This is a genomic window from Swaminathania salitolerans (assembly GCF_007988945.1).
GTDB classification, from domain to species: Bacteria; Pseudomonadota; Alphaproteobacteria; order Acetobacterales; family Acetobacteraceae; genus Swaminathania; species Swaminathania salitolerans.
In genome coordinates this window covers 66,145-82,714 of sequence record NZ_BJVC01000001.1, presented here as the reverse complement: position 1 = coordinate 82,714, position 16,570 = coordinate 66,145, and the positions used below count along the sequence as shown (strand labels likewise).

Sequence of the window (16,570 nt, the reverse complement as noted above, 5' to 3'; positions counted from 1 at the left end):
CCGAGAGATTTCTGGGCGCGCTGTGTCTGGTTCTCCTGACCCTGATGGCGGGACCGGCCCGGGCCGCGGAACCCGCACGCCTCGATACCGGTCTCCTGACCGGCGTCCTGTCGAGCGCCTTGCGCTTTCTCTCGCCCCGCACGCTCGAAGCGCATTCGAGCCGCACCTACAGCCTGTGGGGCCTTGACGGGCTGACAGCGATCGACCCGTCCATCTCGACGATCGAACCGCCCCAGCCCGCCGGAAAACCCGCCCGGCTGCGTCTGATGATCGGTCAGAACGTGCTGCTGGAACTCGGCGAGCCGCCCGAAAACGACATGACGGGCTGGGTCCGGGTCATCGTCTCCGCCATGAAAGCGGCGTGGGATGCCTCCCCCGCCCTGCGCAATGCGGGGCATGACGCGCTGCTTCAGAGTTTCTTCGACGAGCTGTTCAACCATCTCGATCCCTATTCGCGCTATGTCGGTCCTGCGCCCGCGGGCAACGACCGCGCCAACCGGTCGGGCGCGGAAGCCGGGGTCGGGCTTTCCCTCTCGCGTGAGGGCAGCGCGCTCGTCATTTCCGCCATCAATGCCAATGGCCCGGCCTGGGCTGCCGGCGCCAATATCGGACAGAGGCTTCTTGCGGTCGACGGACGCTCGACCCGCAACCAGGACCCCGCGACGGTCGAAACCTGGCTGAAAGGCGAGGATGGCAGCAGGATCCGCCTGCTTCTCGCCGATCCGGGACGGCATGGCGCGATCATGCGCCTGCGCCGTGAAGTCGTTCCGCCGCAGACCGTCTTCAGCTACATGCACGGGCATGTCGTCGTTCTGCGCATCGCCTCCTTCTCATCCGACACGGCCGAGGAGCTGAGCCAGAACATCGACCAGGCCTTGCAGGACCAGAAACTTGCAGGACTGATTCTCGATCTCAGAGGCGATCGCGGGGGCGTTCTGCAACAGGCGGTGACGGCCTCGGCACTCGTGCTCGATCGCGGCATTGCGGTCGTGACGAAAGGTCGGGATCCGAAATCGAATCACATCTGGGCCGTGCAGGGCGGCGATATGACCCACGGTCTTCCCATCGTGGCTCTCGTCGACGGTCGCACCGCGAGCGCAGCCGAAATCATGGCTGCCGCCCTCGCCGATCACAGGCGGGCCGTGGTGATCGGCAGCTCGACGCTCGGAAAGGGTCTCGTGCAGGCCGTCGGTCAGATGCCGGACGGGGGCGAGCTCTTCGTGACCTGGAGCCGCGTGCTCGCGCCGCTCGGATGGCCGCTCCAGGGTCTGGGCGTCACGCCGCAGATCTGCACCTCCCGCGGGGGACAGGCGCTCGAGCAGCAACTCGCCTCGCTCGGGCAGGGAAAGCTCCTGGACGCTCCGACCGTGCTTGCAAGCCGGGCCCTGCGTTTTCCGGTGAGTGTCTCCCGGATCCTGGATATAAGACGCCATTGCCCGGCGGCTCTGGGCACCGATGCCGATCTCGACACCGCGGCCCTGATCCTCGAGCGCCCCGAAAGCTACAAGGCCGCCCTCGCTGCCATTCCAGACGATATGGATGACCCTGCCCCGTGAGCCCCTCCGACAGCGAGACGATGCGAGAAGCGATCAGGACGGCAAGGCTGCGCACCGGCATCTGGGCCCGCGCGCTGATGCGCGGCCTCGAATCCCGGGGAGGATCCGCCATGCTGATACGCAAGGGGGATGAGGATGCGGGCGCCCTGCTCATCGTCCTGCTCGACCGTACGGGACGGCACGCCGTGCTGCGGGAGGCGGCACTGGGTGCGGGATGGGATCGCATCGCCATGGACTCCGAGGAGGCGCTCGGTGCCTATCTCGACCGACAGAAACGATACGATCCGGATCTGTGGATTCTCGAGTTCACGATGGACCGGATCGACGATCCGATCGAACGGGATCTGCCGGGACGCACCGGCTGAGCCTGCTTTTGCACCGGCCCGGGACGTCACCGGATCGCCGCGACTGTTGCAGCGTTCCCACAGTCGTGACAGGAAGAAAGAATGCGTCATTCCTGCAAACGCACCCATCGGGGAAACATGCGTTGCACAGGGATGACAGTTCGGCGAAAAGACGGCATTCAGATCGCTGCGGACGGACCGCAAGACGGCCCCCTCTCAGTCTGCCGCGTGAAAAGGATGGAGAAGACGATATGACGCTGGAACACCGAACGCGCGGTGAAACCGTTTGCCGCCCGTTTTCCGATGTCCCGCGCGCAGTCGGACTTTTCTCCCGGCGCTACCGCAGGACCGTATGCTGCATGACGGCCCTGGCCGGACTGGGATTTTCAGGATCGGCCGCCCATGCGCAGGTGGTCAAGGGGCTGTATGTGGCCGGTTCCGGCGGCGCCAGCTTCAATCAGGATCAGACCGTGCGTCTCTCGCCGGTTCTGCCCAGCGGCAAGGACCATTACGATGCCGGCGTGACGGGGCTCGGCTCCGTCGGCTGGGGGCTCGGGAACGGCTTCCGCGTCGAGGTGGAAGGCAACTATCGCAACAACCGGTTGCAGCAGTTCAAATCCAGCTATTTCCCCTCATCGGTAGGCGGTCGGCAGCAGCAATACGGCGTGATGGTCAACGCCCTGTTCGACATGGATATCGGCGCGAACTGGGTCTATCCCTATTTCGGCGCCGGTGTCGGCTATGGCTGGCAGCACATGAAGGCGTCGGTGCGCGCACCGAACAACTATCTCAACCAGAACATCACCGGGACGACCGGCAATTTCGCCTATCAGGGCATTTTCGGCCTCTCCTTCCCCGTTCCCTTCGCCGTTGGCCTGTCCTTCACGACCGAGTACCGATTCTATTCGATGCTTGGCCCGAACGGACATTATGCGACCGGCTCGGGCAGCATCGGCGGCTATGACGCACCGCGACCCGCGGGCGCGATGGAAGGCAACCGGGTCACCCGGAACGATTTCAACCACTCCCTGCTTCTGGGGCTGCGTTACGAATTCAATCCTGCGCCGCCGCCGCCGCCGCCAGCCCCGGTCATGCCGGCCCCTGCTCCCGCACCCGCGCGCAGCTATCTCGTGTTCTTCGACTGGGATCGCGCGGATCTGACGGACAGGGCACGCGCGATCATCGGCACGGCTGCCCAGAACTCCACCCGGACCCAGCTCACGCGGATCGAGGTCAACGGTTATACCGACAACAGCGCGGCCCATCCCGGCCCACGCGGTGCGGCCTATAACATGAAGCTTTCTCTCAGGCGGGCCGATGCGGTGCGCGCCGAGCTGATCCGTGACGGCGTGCCGGGCGGGGTCATCGCCACCAGGGGATTTGGCGAAAGCAACCCGCTCGTCCAGACGGCGGCGAACACGCGCGAACCGCAGAACCGCCGCGTCGAGATCATTTTGCGCTAGATCATCCTGGACTAGATCGTCCTGGGCTGAAAATCGTCCTGCCGGGTTCTTCCCGGCGGGACGATCGGGGCGCGCCATACGCTGCGCGCCCCTTTTTTTGGGATCTACATACGTAGCTAGCTAGGAGGTAGGCGGGACCTAAGCACCTCCTCTTAAGTCTGCTTGGGTTTAGGAAGTGAGAGCGTAAATTGGACTGTATGGTTTCCATAATGCTCCGCGACTTTGTCGCGCAACTCGCGCATATCATGGCATGTCTTTGCCATTCCTATGACCTCATAGCAGCGAGAGACGAGTTGTCGCACGCCCAGATTCTCGGACAGCTGCCGGTGCCAGTGCTCGCCTTGCTTTGGCTTATTCGCCTTCAGGTAGGCCGCGACATCGGGATCGAGGGTGTCATAGATCAACTCGATAACCATCTTGCCCCACCATTTGGGGCGGGAATGGAGAGAGCCCTTCCAGTTTGTCAGGCGCCCAAATTCCTCCCATAGCTCGTCAGGAAAAGTTTTTTCCCAATCGCGCAGTTCGTCCGCAATGAACGCACGTAACTTCACCTGCAGCGCATCATCCGCCCGCTCGTATTGATAGCCCGTCGCTTCATCGACCAACGCATCAAGACCGGTTCGCGTCAAACCTGCCGTAAGGACGGCGCACCGGATAGCCATCTGTCGCTGACGGTCAGTTAGCGGCGCGCCTTCATATAACGCCTGAACATAGCCCCTGCATATCAGTTCAAAATGCTCAGTGGTGATGCCAAGGCCGGGCCATTGCGTCCCCGGTATACGAAAGCGAAAGGTTTCCTGCAGGATTTTATCGACGTTGATGAATGGATTAAGCGTCTTCTGTCCGATGTAATCCTGCAGGCTACCGCGTTCAACCTCGGCGATTGCCTTGGTCGTTGATCCCGATGATAAAACGCGCCTGCCGTCTCCGAGAACGTAACAATCCAGTTCGTTGCCACCAAGGTCGATTGTTCCACGCCATTTGGCAAGCGGCAGACTCTCGTCGGCTACCTCGCGATTGCCTTTGCCTGGTCCATCGACCTCGCTGTCATTACCTGCAGATGCGACCACTGCCTTCGCAACAGCGTCGAAGTCGGCGTCGATCGGCTCAATCAGTTTTTCCTTCTTGGGCATGGGTCGGTTCCTTGTATGTGAGGCGCTTCCCGATCATTTTGTTGATCGTTGCGTCGATGAACGCTATTGCCCCACTTCGTGCAGTGTTATGGTGGAACGAAACTTCGTCGACCTAGCGGTGCAGGTGCTTCGCCGACATGTAGTGATAGATGCCGTAGTGGCCACGCTTAAGCAGCGCTCAGAAGCTCTCGATACCACTCGTATGCGCCCTGTCGCGGACGTATTCGCCATCAGTGTGGTTCACTTGGATGTGCTTGTAGCGAGCGCTGCCGCCGACATAGGTCTCATCGACTTGGACATGGCAGCCCATGTCATCGCTGTTGCCGCTGCCGCCCAGCCACGTTTCTCGGATGCGCTGAGCGAGGAACCATGCGGTCTTTTGCGTGATACCCAGTCCGTGGGCCATCTGTGAAGAAGGAATGCCCTTTAGCGCAGTGGTCATCATGTAGATCGCCATGAGCCACTTGTGCAGAGGGAGGCGGCTCTCGGCTAATACAGTGCCGGTGCGGACGCTGAAATGCTGGCGACAGTCGCGGCAGCGCCACGGCATTGGCCTTGCGTTCTTCACCGGGGCGACCGAGAGGCCGCCGCAATGAGGGCAGGATACTTCGCCTGCCCAACGGTTGCGCTCGAAATACTTGCGAGCAGCTTCCTCGCCGGGGAAGCGTTGGAAAAACTGGTCGAGGCTCACGGTGTCGGACTGCGCGCTCATGCATTATAGCTAGCCAATAAGTTCTGCAGGTTCAAGATAGAATAGGCTAGTTAGGTATGGCTAGTTAGGTATATAGATCTTTTTTCCGACACTTCTCCCTCGTCCCTCTTCTCCCCCGGCGAGAGCTGCCTTCGGATAGACGCTTCCCGGGGAGGAGAGAGAAGGAACCTGTCTGTCAGGCCGCGTGTCGCGGATCGGGATTACAGCCGCTTTCGCCCCGGCTGGCCTGAGCGAGTATCTCGATGGCGAGAACCCTCGGCGATGTCGCGTCCCCGGCAGGCAGAGGCAGAACGGCTTCGCCTCTCGTCCAGCGGCAGTGCCGGGAGTCGAGATCGCTCCACCCCGCCAGCGCCCGGTTTTCCAGATGGATGGCCTGCTCATGCAGGGTCTCGGCTTCATAGAGGCTGATCGAACCTATGAGCGCGCCGAGATAACGCCGGTCGTCCACGAAGGGGCCGATCGTGTCGCATGGCCGCGCCACCGCCGAGGCAATACGGAGCTTGCGTGCGCTGCCGGGCACGCGAAAGACATGAACATGGCCGTTCCGGCGAATCGGATCGAAACGTCGCCCCCGGCAATCCACGAGATGAACTTCCCCGGAATTGCATGGGCCGACAGCTTCCACCGGGGCCGGGTCATGACCGAGCGCCTCCGCCCGGGCGGAAAGATGACGGTGGATGGGCTCGACCCGCGCGCGTCCCGTCTCGATCGGCAGGACAGGGCGGATCGGACCGGGGCGCGCGTTCTGCGTCGTGACGGAACGATGTCCCTCCTCGAGAAAGGTCTCGGTCAGGACCCCGTTGGCCAGAACGAGCGCATGGGTTTCCATTCGCAGATGGAAGTAGCGATATTCGAGAAGCTCCGTATCGTAGCGGATGGTCCGACCGTTCACGAGCATCCTGACCGGCACGAGCACGCCGTCCAGAGCCATGCAATGCTCGGCCGTCACCCGGAGATCCCGATAGGGCACCCCCGGACGGATCGCGTCCCTTGCGATACAGACGCTGAATCCCCTCTCGTCATCGCCGAGCGTGCTGACGGACGGGACGCGCATGACCCCCCGTTCGATGGACTGGACGGGACGAGGGGACAACATCCCGTCTTCGAGACACAGAACGAGATCCCCCGGTTCGAGCAATTCGATCGCGACGGCGCCATCGGGCGTCGCGATGAGGCTCCCGGACAGAAAGCATGGTGTGGCATCGAGATAGGTAATGCCCTGGTTGCTGAGATAGCCGGTCGGAACGGACTGGAATTTCTCGGGGTCGTATCCGAGACCGATATTGACCGTATGGCTCTGCGTGCCCCGGCTGACGGTCAGATCGCCGGTTTCGGGATCGTACTGCCAGGAATCGGCGCCGCTCCCTGACGCGAAATCGATGATATCGCCGCGGCCGAAGCCGCGCACGGTCACATTGCGGATCGTCGCCGTACTGCGCAGGGCGAGGTAGTTGGAGCCGCCGGTCATGTGAATGGTCACGTCCGACAGCTCGCTCAGGAGAGACAGGTCGGAATTGGTCATGTTGATAACCTGCCCTCCCGTGATGCGTCCGATCGTGCTCAGAACGTAATTGTTGTTATCGCCGGAGAGCCGGACATTGTTCAGGTTGAGCGTGCCGGGTCCGGTAATCTCGCTGAACGTACTTCCCGAATACATCGTGATATCCGCAACATTGATCACTCCTGAATTCTGCGTCTGGTTCAGGAAGGTGATATAGTTGAAGATATCGTAGGCGCCACTTCCCGTTATATCGACAACACCGGTCGTTGCGATGATCGGCCGACACCATATGCCGCTCGTGGTGGTGCCCGTGCCGAAATAGACGGTGGATCTGGCATAATCCTTGTCGATGATCAGATGACCGCCGATTTCCATCGGCCCGTCCGCAAGCGTCGGATAATCCTGGTTGCAGATCGTTCCTCCGAGGGAATCGGTCGTGGAACCGTCATCGTCGATCCCCTGCACGATGATCTTCTTGGTTTCCCCTTCGGCGACACTGCCGTCCGCCCAGAGATTGCCGGGACGGATCTGGATTTCCGGGTAGGACATATGATGTTTTTCCCTGTCGAGAGGTCGATTGCACCGGGTTGCACCAGGCGGAAACACTCTCGAACAGGACAGATTCCGATCGTGCAGGGTCTGTCGGGACCATGCGCGTTCATGGAACGTTTATTGTTTTACGATTACTTAAAACAATGCGTCCGTCATGAGTATTCCGTGAGACTTCATTATCCGGACAACCCGTTAACAGCGGATTGATACGGAAGGGTCAATCGTCACGAAACCCCGTTCGGAATCCGGCGCTCTGCCGGAGTATTGCACCCCGGAACCGCCGGATCGCATGCGGATGTCAGATCAGGCCGTTGAAGAGAGAGGTCGAGAGATAGCGTTCGGCAAAGGACGGTACGATCGATACGATCGTGCGGCCTGCAAGGTCCTCGCGTCGGGCGAGCGTCAGAGCCGCATGCAGTGCCGCACCGGAAGAGATACCGATGGGGATACCCTCGATCCGCGCGCATCGTCTGGCCGCGGCCATGGCATCGCGCTCCGAGACCGGTATGACACCGGTCAGGACAGAGGTATCGAGCGTGTTGGGGCAGAAGCCGGGACCGATTCCCTGGATTCCGTGCGGCCCGGGATCGTCTCCGGTCAGGATCGCGCTCTCGGCCGGTTCGACCCCCCAGAACTGCATGGATGGTTTGCGCGCGCCGAGCGTTCTTGCGACTCCTGTCAGTGTGCCCCCCGTGCCGAGCCCCGCGACCACGAAATCCACTTCGCCGCCCGTATCGGTCCATATTTCCTCTGCGGTCGTCCTGGCATGGATGTCGGGATTGCCCGGATTGTCGAACTGGCTCGGCATCCAGGCATCGGGCAGGGACGCGACGAGCTCCTCGGCACGGAGAATCGCGCCCGCCATGCCGCGCGCCGCAGGGGTCAACTCCAGCTGGGCATCCATGAGGCGCAGCATCTTGCGACGCTCGATCGAGGCGCTCTCGGGCATCGTCACGATCAGGCGATATCCGAGTGCAGCGGCAGCGAAGGCCAGGGATATGCCCGTATTGCCCGATGTCGGTTCCACCAGGATCGTCTTTCCCGGAACGATCTCGCCTCTCGCCTGCGCCTCCTGGATCAGGGCCAGACCGATGCGATCCTTGACCGAGCCGAGAGGATTGAAGAATTCGAGCTTGAGCAGAAGGCGGGCCCTGAGATCGTCCGCAGCAGTCAGCCGGGGCACGGCCACGAGAGGCGTTCCGCCGACCGTCTCGAGAATGGAGCCGAAGACCCGCCCACGCGGCGCAGCGCACCGCAACGGATCGACGCCTCGCCCGTCCGTCTCCGCTTCAGTACCCATGATGTTGTCCTCCGCTTCGTGCCGGCCTCGCGCCGTGTCGCCCGATGCCGGTCTGTGATTTCCGGGCATTAACTGCTATATTGCGCATAATACGTGATTGAGGAATGGACTGCATGTATCTCCGCCGGGACAGGGCAATGATCGCCGTGATCATCATGGTCGATGTCGCATTCCACGCCGGACGCTCGAGCCTCGTGAGCGGCGGCGATATCGCCGAGAGGGCGGGCCTTGCACGGCGCGGCATCGAGCCGCTGCTTCAGGCGCTGTCGCGCTCGGGATTGCTCGAAAGCGTCCGGGGGCCGAGAGGGGGATATCGTCTCGGTCGTCCGCAACGCGATATCGGTCTCGACGAGATCGTCCGCGTCGTCATATCCGATGAAACAGGCAGCGAAGAGGCAACGCAGGGTGCCCTGTATCGCGCCGTGATCGAGCCGTGCTGGCAGGTGCTGGACGAGTCCGTCCGGAACGAAATGGCCGCGCTCACCCTGGAGGAGATGGTGAGACGCGCGGAAACGGCCGGACTGCGTCGCCCGGTACACGAGCCGATTTCCTTCTCGATCTGACCGGGAAGGAGGCGGTCGGAGGGCCGGACGCCGACCATCCGGAAAGGCGCTCCTGACAGGGGCGGCATGAAAGAGCCGGTTTTACCGGCGCCTTCCCTGCTCTGGCCCCCCTGCTCTGGCCTCCCTGCTCTGGCGTCTTACTTCTTGCTGCTCTTGCGATGACGGGTGGTGTGTCTTGCCACGGGCTTCTTCGCCGCAGGCGCGACCACTGCGGGCTTGGGCTTGGGGGCGACCACGACGCCCGTCGCGTCCACGGTCGCGTTCACCGTCAGCTTCGCTCTCGGATCGGCGCCACCGGGAATCAGGATCGCGGTGAAGCTGTCCTTGCCCGCATAGGCCGTGCTCGGCGTGTAGGTGACGTAGGTGTGGTCGTCGTAATTGTAGAGGAACGCCTTGCCATGCGCCGGAGCGGGCGAGACGCCGAACGAACGGTAATTGGTATTGCCGGGTTTCTGGACGGAAAGCGCACAGAGCCCGTCATCGCTTCGAACGGTCATGTCGACGCTCATGCTGCCGTCGGGCGCGGTCTTCACGGGCGACGTCTTGCAGACGGCGGAGACCTTCTGATAGCCGAACGGGTTGGGCGGGATGACACGCTGCACGACAGGCTTTTGCGCACAGGCCGCCAGGGTCAGGGCCGAAACGAGAGTAATTGCAGAACCACGCAGTCGCACCATCAACTCCACTGATCACATGTCATCGAAAGTCGATACTGCCTCGAAGCTTCAGCAGGCCCGACATTTGCCGATTCCGGCCCGGAAAACTGTCTCCGGAAACGAATTCGCCCATGGCCCTAGCGCAAGCCGGAGCTGGCCGAAAGGGGAATATGAGAGTTCGAACGCAGAAAAGAGAAGATGGGTTTTTTTTTGCAGAATCGACGAGAGGTCTTGCACGAGGGCATTTTCTCGCCGCAATTGCGCTGCCATAGTCCTGTCGCTTTCCAGGCATCGGCCGGCGCGCTCCGGTGCGGTGTCGCGCCCTGTCGTAAATCCTGCCCGTGTGGAGTTCCCTGATGTCGTTTTCAGCCCGGCAACGCTTCCTGCGCCCGTTCGCGCGACTGACCGCCTGTGGCCTGTTCGCCAGCACGCTGCTTGCGTCCGGACTCGCGTCCGGCACGGCCCGTGCTGCCGGCTGCGGCGAGTCGCCTGCGCATGAGGCCTTCAATGTCCAGGGCCTGAAGAGCGAACTGATGGTGACGGCACTCTCCTGCAATGCCCAGGAACGCTACAACGCCTTCGTCGCGAAGTTCCGCCCCAAGCTCACCGCCGAGGAAGAGCGTCTGAACACCTATTTCAAGTCGGCCTATGGACGCGGCGCCCAGAGAGCGCATGACGACTACATCACCCAGCTCGCCAATGTGCAGTCGGAAGGCGGGCTGAAGGCCGGAACGATCTTCTGCCAGCAGCGCGTCGCGATGTTCGACGAGGTCGACGCCCTGGAAGACGGCGCCGATCTCGCCCATTACGCCGATGCGAAGGACGTGATCCAGCCTGCCTCGTTCGAGACCTGCTCCGCACCGGATTCCGGCAAGAGCACCCACGGATCCTCCAAGCGCCGCGGTCATCGCAAGACCCGCGCCTAAATTCTTCTCCCGACCCTGCCCGGAGCGCTTGACGGCGCCCCGGCGAGGCCGTCAAGAACGCAATATGAACGACGACCTCTTCCCGAGCGACGAGACTCCGGCGCGCCGTCAGCGCAGAACGACCCAATCGCGGACGGCCCGATCCGGAACGACCCAGTCCGGAACGATTCAGGCCGAAGCGACCCAGCCCGGAACGATTCAGGCCGGGGGGGCACCGGCGGGAATGCCGGGCTCCGGGGAGTCCTACGGTGCGGAGCAGATCGAGGTCCTCGAGGGACTCGAGCCGGTACGGCGCCGGCCGGGCATGTATATCGGCGGTACGGACGATACTGCCTATCATCACCTCGCCTCCGAGATTCTCGACAATGCGATGGACGAGGCCGTGGCAGGCCATGCAAGCGTCATCGATGTCGCGCTGGAAGGGGCTCGCCTCCTCATGGTGCGGGATAACGGGCGCGGCATTCCGGTGGATCCTCACCCGAAATTCCGCGATCGCTCCGCGCTCGAGGTCATTTTCACAACCCTTCACGCAGGCGGCAAATTCTCCGGCAAGGCCTACGATACCTCGGGCGGGCTTCACGGTGTCGGCTCCTCGGTCGTCAATGCCCTGTCGGATCGTCTCGAGGTCGAGGTCGCGCGTGAAAAACGCCTCTGGCGGCAGGACTACGCCCGGGGCAAACCCGTCACCCCACTCGAGGAAATCGGCAAGGCGCCGAACCGGCGCGGCACGACGATCCGCTTCTCGCCCGACCCCGAGATATTCGGGACGCTGAGCTTCTCGCCCCAGCGGCTCTATCGCCTCTGCTGCTCCAAGGCCGCCCTGTTCCGTGGCGTCACCATACGATGGCACGTCGATCCTGCCCTGATCCGTGCGGGAGACGAAACCCCGGTCGAAGCCACGATCCACTTCCCGAACGGTCTTGCAGACAGTCTGAACGCCGAACTGGGTGAGACCCCGGCCTTGCTGGCGCCTGCCTGGGCGGGCGAGGCCGATCTGCCGCAGGCGGCGGACGGACGCACGGGCGGACGGCTGGAATGGGCGGTTGCGTTTCTCGAGCACGGCGCCTCGAGCATGACCTCCTATTGCAACACGATCCCGACGCCTCAGGGCGGAACGCATGAAGCGGGGTTCCGCGCCGCCCTCGTCAAGGGGTTTCGCGCCTGGGGGGATCAGCGTTCGATGAAACGCGCCGCCTCCGTCACGGCGGACGATATTCTCGGCGCTCTTGCCGTGAAGCTCTCGGTCTTCATTCGCGATCCGCATTTCCAGGGGCAGACGAAAGAGAAGCTGACGACCCAGGAGGCCAGCCGGCTCGTCGAAGGCGCCTTGCGCGACCGTCTCGATCACTGGCTCGGAGGCAATCCGTCCCAGGCCGATAACCTGCTCGCCTTCATGATCGAGCGGGCGGAGGAGCGGCTTCGCCGCAAGGAAAGCAAGGATACGCCGCGCAAGAGCGCCACGCGTCGCCTGCGCCTTCCGGGAAAGCTGACGGATTGCACGCGCGAGAATGCCGCCGATACCGAACTGTTTCTCGTCGAGGGCGATTCGGCGGGAGGTTCCGCACGTCAGGCCCGCGATCGTGAGACACAGGCGGTGCTGCCGCTGCGGGGAAAGATCCTCAACGTTGCCTCGGCAACGGCCGACAAGCTCAAGGCCAATCAGGAGCTGCGCGACCTGATCGAGGCGATGGGCTGCGGCTCAGGCGCCCAGTTCGATGCGGAGCGGCTGCGCTACGGACGCATCATCATCATGACGGATGCCGATGTCGATGGCGCCCATATCGCCTCGCTTCTCATGACCTTCTTCTATCGTGAAATGCCGGATCTGATCCGCCGCGGACATCTCTATCTCGCACAGCCCCCGCTCTACCGGCTGACCCACGGGGCGAAGACCGTCTATGCGATGGACGATGAGGACCGGGTGCGTTGCCTCAAACGCGACTTCAAACCCGGCGCCAAGGTCGAGATCTCGCGATTCAAGGGTCTGGGAGAGATGCCGGTCAAGGATCTCAAGCAGACGACGATGGACCCCGCACGCCGCACCTTGCTGCGCGTGATCACGCCACCCGAGGAGCGCGCCGTGACCAGCGAGCGCGTCGAGAGCCTGATGGGGCGCAAACCCGAGCTACGCTTCCGCTTCATCCAGGATCACGCCCGCACGGCGGAACTGCTCGATATCTGATGGCAGCGTTCGAACACCCGCACGCCACCCCTCTCGACAAGTTCGGCGGTCTTGCGCTGCTCATAGGCGGGATCTCTTCTTTCCAGATCGGCGCCGCGCTCGCCAAGAGTCTCTTCCCTCTCTTCGGCCCGGAAGGGATGGTGGGGCTGCGCGTCGGGCTTGCGGCCATCATTCTCCTGATCGTGATCCGCCCCGGCCCCTCCGTATTCCGTCCGGGTCTGTGGCGGCTTCTGTTGCCCTATGGCGCATCCATGGCGGTGATGAATTTCGCGTTCTACGTCGCGCTCGTCCGTCTGCCGCTCGGTCTCGTCGTTGCCTTCGAATTCATGGGGCCGCTCTCTCTTGCGCTGATCGGCTCGCGACGTCTGCTCGATCTGCTCTGGGCAGGTCTGGTTCTGACCGGTCTCTATCTTCTCCTGCGTCCGGATCATGTCTCCGGGCATCTGGATCCGATCGGCGTGATCGCAGCCCTGACGAGCGCCGTCGGCTGGGTGGTCTATATCCTGACCGGCACGCGGATCGGGAAGATCCTGCCGCCCGCCCAGGCGACCACCCTCGGCATGACCACGGCGGGGATTCTCCTGCTGCCCTGGCTCCTGCCCGCGCTCGTCCCTGCGGTATCCTACCCGCATCAGGGCGTCATGGCGGTCGGCGTTGCCATTCTTTCCTCCGCCGTGCCCTATGTTCTCGACATGATGGCCATGCGAAAACTGGGGCCGCGCGATCTCGGGATCCTTCTCAGCCTCGAGCCGGTTCTCGGATCCATCTCCGGCCTTCTTCTTCTGGGCGAATCCCTCTCCATCGCCCGCTGGACCGGCGTTTTCTGTATCGCCTGCGCTTCGGCAGGCAATGTCCTCACGAGCCGCAAGCCGCCGCCGGACGGCACCGCCCTGCCGCCGGGCTGAGCCTCGATAGTGCCGAATGGCAGCATCTTAACCGCAACGTTATGAAACAGCTCGGTGCCTCGCCCGTTTCATCCTCGAGGTTCCTGCGGGAACACCAACGATGGAGACCTAAGATGCGCCGCCTCATGATTGCCGGTTCCGCCCTTTTCGCCCTGACCGTTACGCCTGCGATGGCGGCCTCCCTGCAGCACAGGGCCGACCATGACTTCAGACGGCTTTCCGTGGACGGACAGAAAGCCATGGGCGACATCCTCCAGGCACAGCAGGCGCTCGCCAGCAATCAGAACGGGCAGGCCCAGAGCCTCATCGACGACGCCGATACCCGTCTCCAGAAAGCGGCCAAGGACAACCGGGCCTTCATGAAGGTGGAAGGTGAGCTTCAGCCTGCGCCGAGCCACGGGGCTCCGAAGCGTGTCGCCATGAGCGGTGTTCCCCTGCACTGGCTCCCCGTCGGCGGTGAATACGCCGTGACAGAGGCGCTTGCACCCGAAAAACAGACCGCTCTGGCCCAGGCGAACCAGCATCTTCGTGCAGGAGATACGAAGCTCGTGAACCAGGATCTCGAGGTCGTCGGTACGGATGTCCAGTACGTCGTGGCCCTTGCGCCTCTCGAAATGGTGTCCGGCGACGTTCACAGAGCCTCGGTCTTCATCGATGGCGGCGATCCGAAAGCGGCGAAAGACGCACTGCAATCGGCCGTCGACAGCATCCTGTTCGTTTCCGATGACGTTCTGACGACCGTTCAGCCCGACGGGACGCAGCAAGGACACAAGAATGCGATGAGCAAGACGACGCGTCACGCGTCCTGAGTGACTCCGCTGTCTGCAAGGATAGCGGCCGGGAGGATCAGCGGATTCTCCCGAACAGGCGTTCGATCTCGGCGCGGCCCAGCCGGAGCCAGGTCGGACGGCCATGGGAACAGGTTCCCGCCCGCGGTGTCTGTTCCATCTGACGGAGCAGGGCGGACATTTCCTCCGGCTTGAGACGTCGCCCCGCCCTGATACTGCCGTGACATGCCATACGGGCGATCACCGCATCGATGCGCCGTTCGATGGCAGAACTGTCTCCGGGCTCGAGATCGGGATCCGCGCCCAGCTCCTCCGACAGATCTCTCATCAGCGCGGTTCCGTCTCCTCCCTGCAGGAGCACCGGCATGGTGCGCAGCAACACGCTTCCGCCCCCGAAGGATTCGATTTCGAGGCCCAGCGTCTCCAGCGTCTCCGCCCATTCGAGCAGGCGTCCGGCCTGACCGGGCGGCAGATCGACCACCTCGGGCAAAAGCAGCCTCTGCGCCTTCAATCGGCCTTCGCCGTGCTGGGCGAGCAGCTTCTCATGCATGAGGCGCTCATGCGCCGCATGCTGATCGACCAGAACGAGATCGCCATCCTGGCCCACCGCGATGATATAGGTGTCGAGAACCTGCGCGACGGGTGCGCCGAGCGGATAACGCAGTCGTTCGGCCTCATCGACCGGAGTGGGGCGGCGTGCCTCGGGCGCGAGTCCATGGAACTGCTCGGCAAAGCCGGATGCGCCGTGCGCCTCGAACGCGTCTCCGCGCTCCGGCAGCGGAGAGACCGGCACGGATCCTGTCGCAGCCGTGCCGTCCGGCGCGGCACCGGGAGCAGTAACGGCGCCCGGAAATTCCGGAAACGGGGTGCGCCGCTCGGGCGCGGGATACCGTATGGCAGGGCGGGACTGCGCGGAGAAACGCGCACGCACGCCGCCCTCTCCCGCGCCATGGCCGAGCGCCCTTTGCATGGCGCCGATCATCAATCCCCTGACTTCCGCCTCATCGGCGAAGCGCAGCTCGGTCTTGGACGGGTGAACGTTCACATCGACGCGTTCATGCGGCATCCTCAGATGCAACGCCAGAACAGGATGGCGCCCCGGTTCGATCACGGGTCGGTAAGCAACGCGAATCGCGGTCTTCATGAGAGGATCGGCAACCGGTCGATTATTGACCAGAAGGAACTGACCCGCGCCCGTTGCCCTCGTGGCGGCGGGGCCTCCGAGAAACCCGGTCAGATGAAGCCCGTTGCGCTCCTCATCCAGCGGGATCAGGGCGTCGCTCTCGCCAAGCACCGCCTGCACACGCTCATGTACGGACTGGACGGGAAAAGCGAACACCTCCCGGGTTTCGAGCGTGAAACGGATGGCGCAATGCGGCGCCGCCAGGGCGAGGCGACGCATGACCGACTCGGCGTGTCCGCCTTCGACCCGTGCGGTCTTGAGAAATTTCCGACGCGCCGGGGTGGCAAAAAAGAGATCCTCGACCAGCACGCGGGTGCCGACGGCGCCCGAAACCGGAGCGGGAGCCGTGACAGCCCCCCCTTCGACACGAAGTGCCCATGCCGTATCGGAATGCGCCTGACGCGAGATCAGGGTCAGGCGGGCCGTGGCACCGATGGACGGCAGGGCCTCCCCACGAAAGCCGAGCGTGACGATACGGGTCAGGGTCTCGTCATCGAGCTTGGACGTGCAATGCCGCTCCACGGCCATGAGCAGGTCGTCGGGTGACATTCCGCACCCGTTATCCACCACCTCGATCCGGTCGCATCCCCCAGCCGAAAGCGTGACCTCGATCCGGGTCGCGCCGGCATCGAGCGCATTCTCGACCAGTTCCTTGAGTGCCGCGGCAGGCCGTTCGACGACCTCTCCCGCAGCGATCTGATCGATGACCCGGTCCGACAGACGGCGCAACCGCGGCAAGGCTCGTCCGGACATCATACCCGGTCAGACAGGGTTTCGGCCTCGATCATGCAGGCGCGGTCATCCGG

13 protein-coding genes and 1 pseudogene are annotated in these 16,570 nt (G+C 63.3%); 8 read left to right on the top strand and 6 right to left on the bottom strand.

The window, feature by feature from the left end; translation table 11 throughout:
- Positions 1-44 precede the first annotated feature (44 nt).
- The 3 genes from SSA02_RS00370 to SSA02_RS00360 all read left to right on the top strand — a co-directional run bounded on the left by SSA02_RS00370 (position 45) and on the right by SSA02_RS00360 (position 3,363).
- The gene (locus SSA02_RS00370; RefSeq protein WP_147091965.1) at positions 45-1,556 is read left to right on the top strand and encodes a S41 family peptidase; all 1,512 of its coding nucleotides are present in this window, start codon (positions 45-47) and stop codon (positions 1,554-1,556) included.
- A complete protein-coding gene (locus SSA02_RS00365; protein WP_246103526.1) occupies positions 1,553-1,921 on the top strand; it encodes a DUF1491 family protein in 369 nt (122 codons plus the stop codon). The genes SSA02_RS00370 and SSA02_RS00365 overlap by 4 nt, the downstream gene beginning before the upstream one ends.
- Positions 1,922-2,259: 338 nt before the next feature.
- The gene (locus SSA02_RS00360; protein ID WP_147091964.1) at positions 2,260-3,363 is read left to right on the top strand and encodes an OmpA family protein; all 1,104 of its coding nucleotides are present in this window, start codon (positions 2,260-2,262) and stop codon (positions 3,361-3,363) included.
- Between the two features lie 152 nt (positions 3,364-3,515).
- Here the strand turns inward: SSA02_RS00360 and SSA02_RS00355 are convergent, their stop codons facing one another.
- From SSA02_RS00355 to cysK, 4 genes and pseudogenes are all read right to left on the bottom strand, one after another.
- On the bottom strand, positions 3,516-4,496 hold the full coding sequence (locus SSA02_RS00355) for a P63C domain-containing protein (RefSeq protein WP_147091963.1): 981 nt from the start codon (positions 4,494-4,496) through the stop codon (positions 3,516-3,518).
- Positions 4,471-5,208: pseudogene (locus tag SSA02_RS00350) on the bottom strand (transposase). The gene SSA02_RS00355 and the pseudogene SSA02_RS00350 overlap by 26 nt, the downstream one beginning before the upstream one ends.
- A gap of 175 nt (positions 5,209-5,383) precedes the next feature.
- On the bottom strand, positions 5,384-7,258 hold the full coding sequence (locus SSA02_RS00345; protein WP_147091962.1) for a Hint domain-containing protein: 1,875 nt from the start codon (positions 7,256-7,258) through the stop codon (positions 5,384-5,386).
- A gap of 301 nt (positions 7,259-7,559) precedes the next feature.
- A complete protein-coding gene (gene cysK / locus SSA02_RS00340; RefSeq protein ID WP_147091961.1) occupies positions 7,560-8,561 on the bottom strand; it encodes a cysteine synthase A in 1,002 nt (333 codons plus the stop codon).
- 113 nt (positions 8,562-8,674) lie between these two features.
- Here cysK and SSA02_RS00335 point away from each other — a divergent pair, with 113 nt between their 5' ends.
- Positions 8,675-9,124 (top strand): RrF2 family transcriptional regulator, encoded by a 450-nt coding sequence (locus tag SSA02_RS00335; protein WP_147091960.1) that lies wholly within the window; start codon positions 8,675-8,677, stop codon positions 9,122-9,124.
- A 137-nt stretch (positions 9,125-9,261) separates the two neighbouring features.
- Here the strand turns inward: SSA02_RS00335 and SSA02_RS00330 are convergent, their stop codons facing one another.
- The gene (locus tag SSA02_RS00330) at positions 9,262-9,798 is read right to left on the bottom strand and encodes a hypothetical protein (RefSeq protein WP_371859166.1); all 537 of its coding nucleotides are present in this window, start codon (positions 9,796-9,798) and stop codon (positions 9,262-9,264) included.
- 338 nt (positions 9,799-10,136) lie between these two features.
- Between SSA02_RS00330 and SSA02_RS00325 the strand changes: the two genes are divergently transcribed.
- From SSA02_RS00325 to SSA02_RS00310, 4 genes are all read left to right on the top strand, one after another.
- On the top strand, positions 10,137-10,706 hold the full coding sequence (locus SSA02_RS00325) for a hypothetical protein (RefSeq protein WP_147091958.1): 570 nt from the start codon (positions 10,137-10,139) through the stop codon (positions 10,704-10,706).
- Positions 10,707-10,770: 64 nt separating this feature from the next.
- Positions 10,771-12,888, top strand: a complete 2,118-nt coding sequence (parE, locus tag SSA02_RS00320) for a DNA topoisomerase IV subunit B (protein ID WP_371859150.1) — start codon at positions 10,771-10,773, stop codon at positions 12,886-12,888.
- Positions 12,888-13,793: an EamA family transporter gene (locus tag SSA02_RS00315; protein ID WP_147091957.1), complete on the top strand. Its 906-nt coding sequence runs from the start codon at positions 12,888-12,890 to the stop codon at positions 13,791-13,793. The genes parE and SSA02_RS00315 overlap by 1 nt, the downstream gene beginning before the upstream one ends.
- Positions 13,794-13,906: 113 nt before the next feature.
- Positions 13,907-14,602 (top strand): YfdX family protein, encoded by a 696-nt coding sequence (locus SSA02_RS00310; RefSeq protein ID WP_186807603.1) that lies wholly within the window; start codon positions 13,907-13,909, stop codon positions 14,600-14,602.
- 37 nt (positions 14,603-14,639) lie between these two features.
- On the opposite strand, the gene mutL is transcribed toward SSA02_RS00310, so the two are convergent.
- Positions 14,640-16,517: a DNA mismatch repair endonuclease MutL gene (gene mutL, locus SSA02_RS00305; protein ID WP_147092594.1), complete on the bottom strand. Its 1,878-nt coding sequence runs from the start codon at positions 16,515-16,517 to the stop codon at positions 14,640-14,642.
- Positions 16,518-16,570 lie beyond the last annotated feature (53 nt).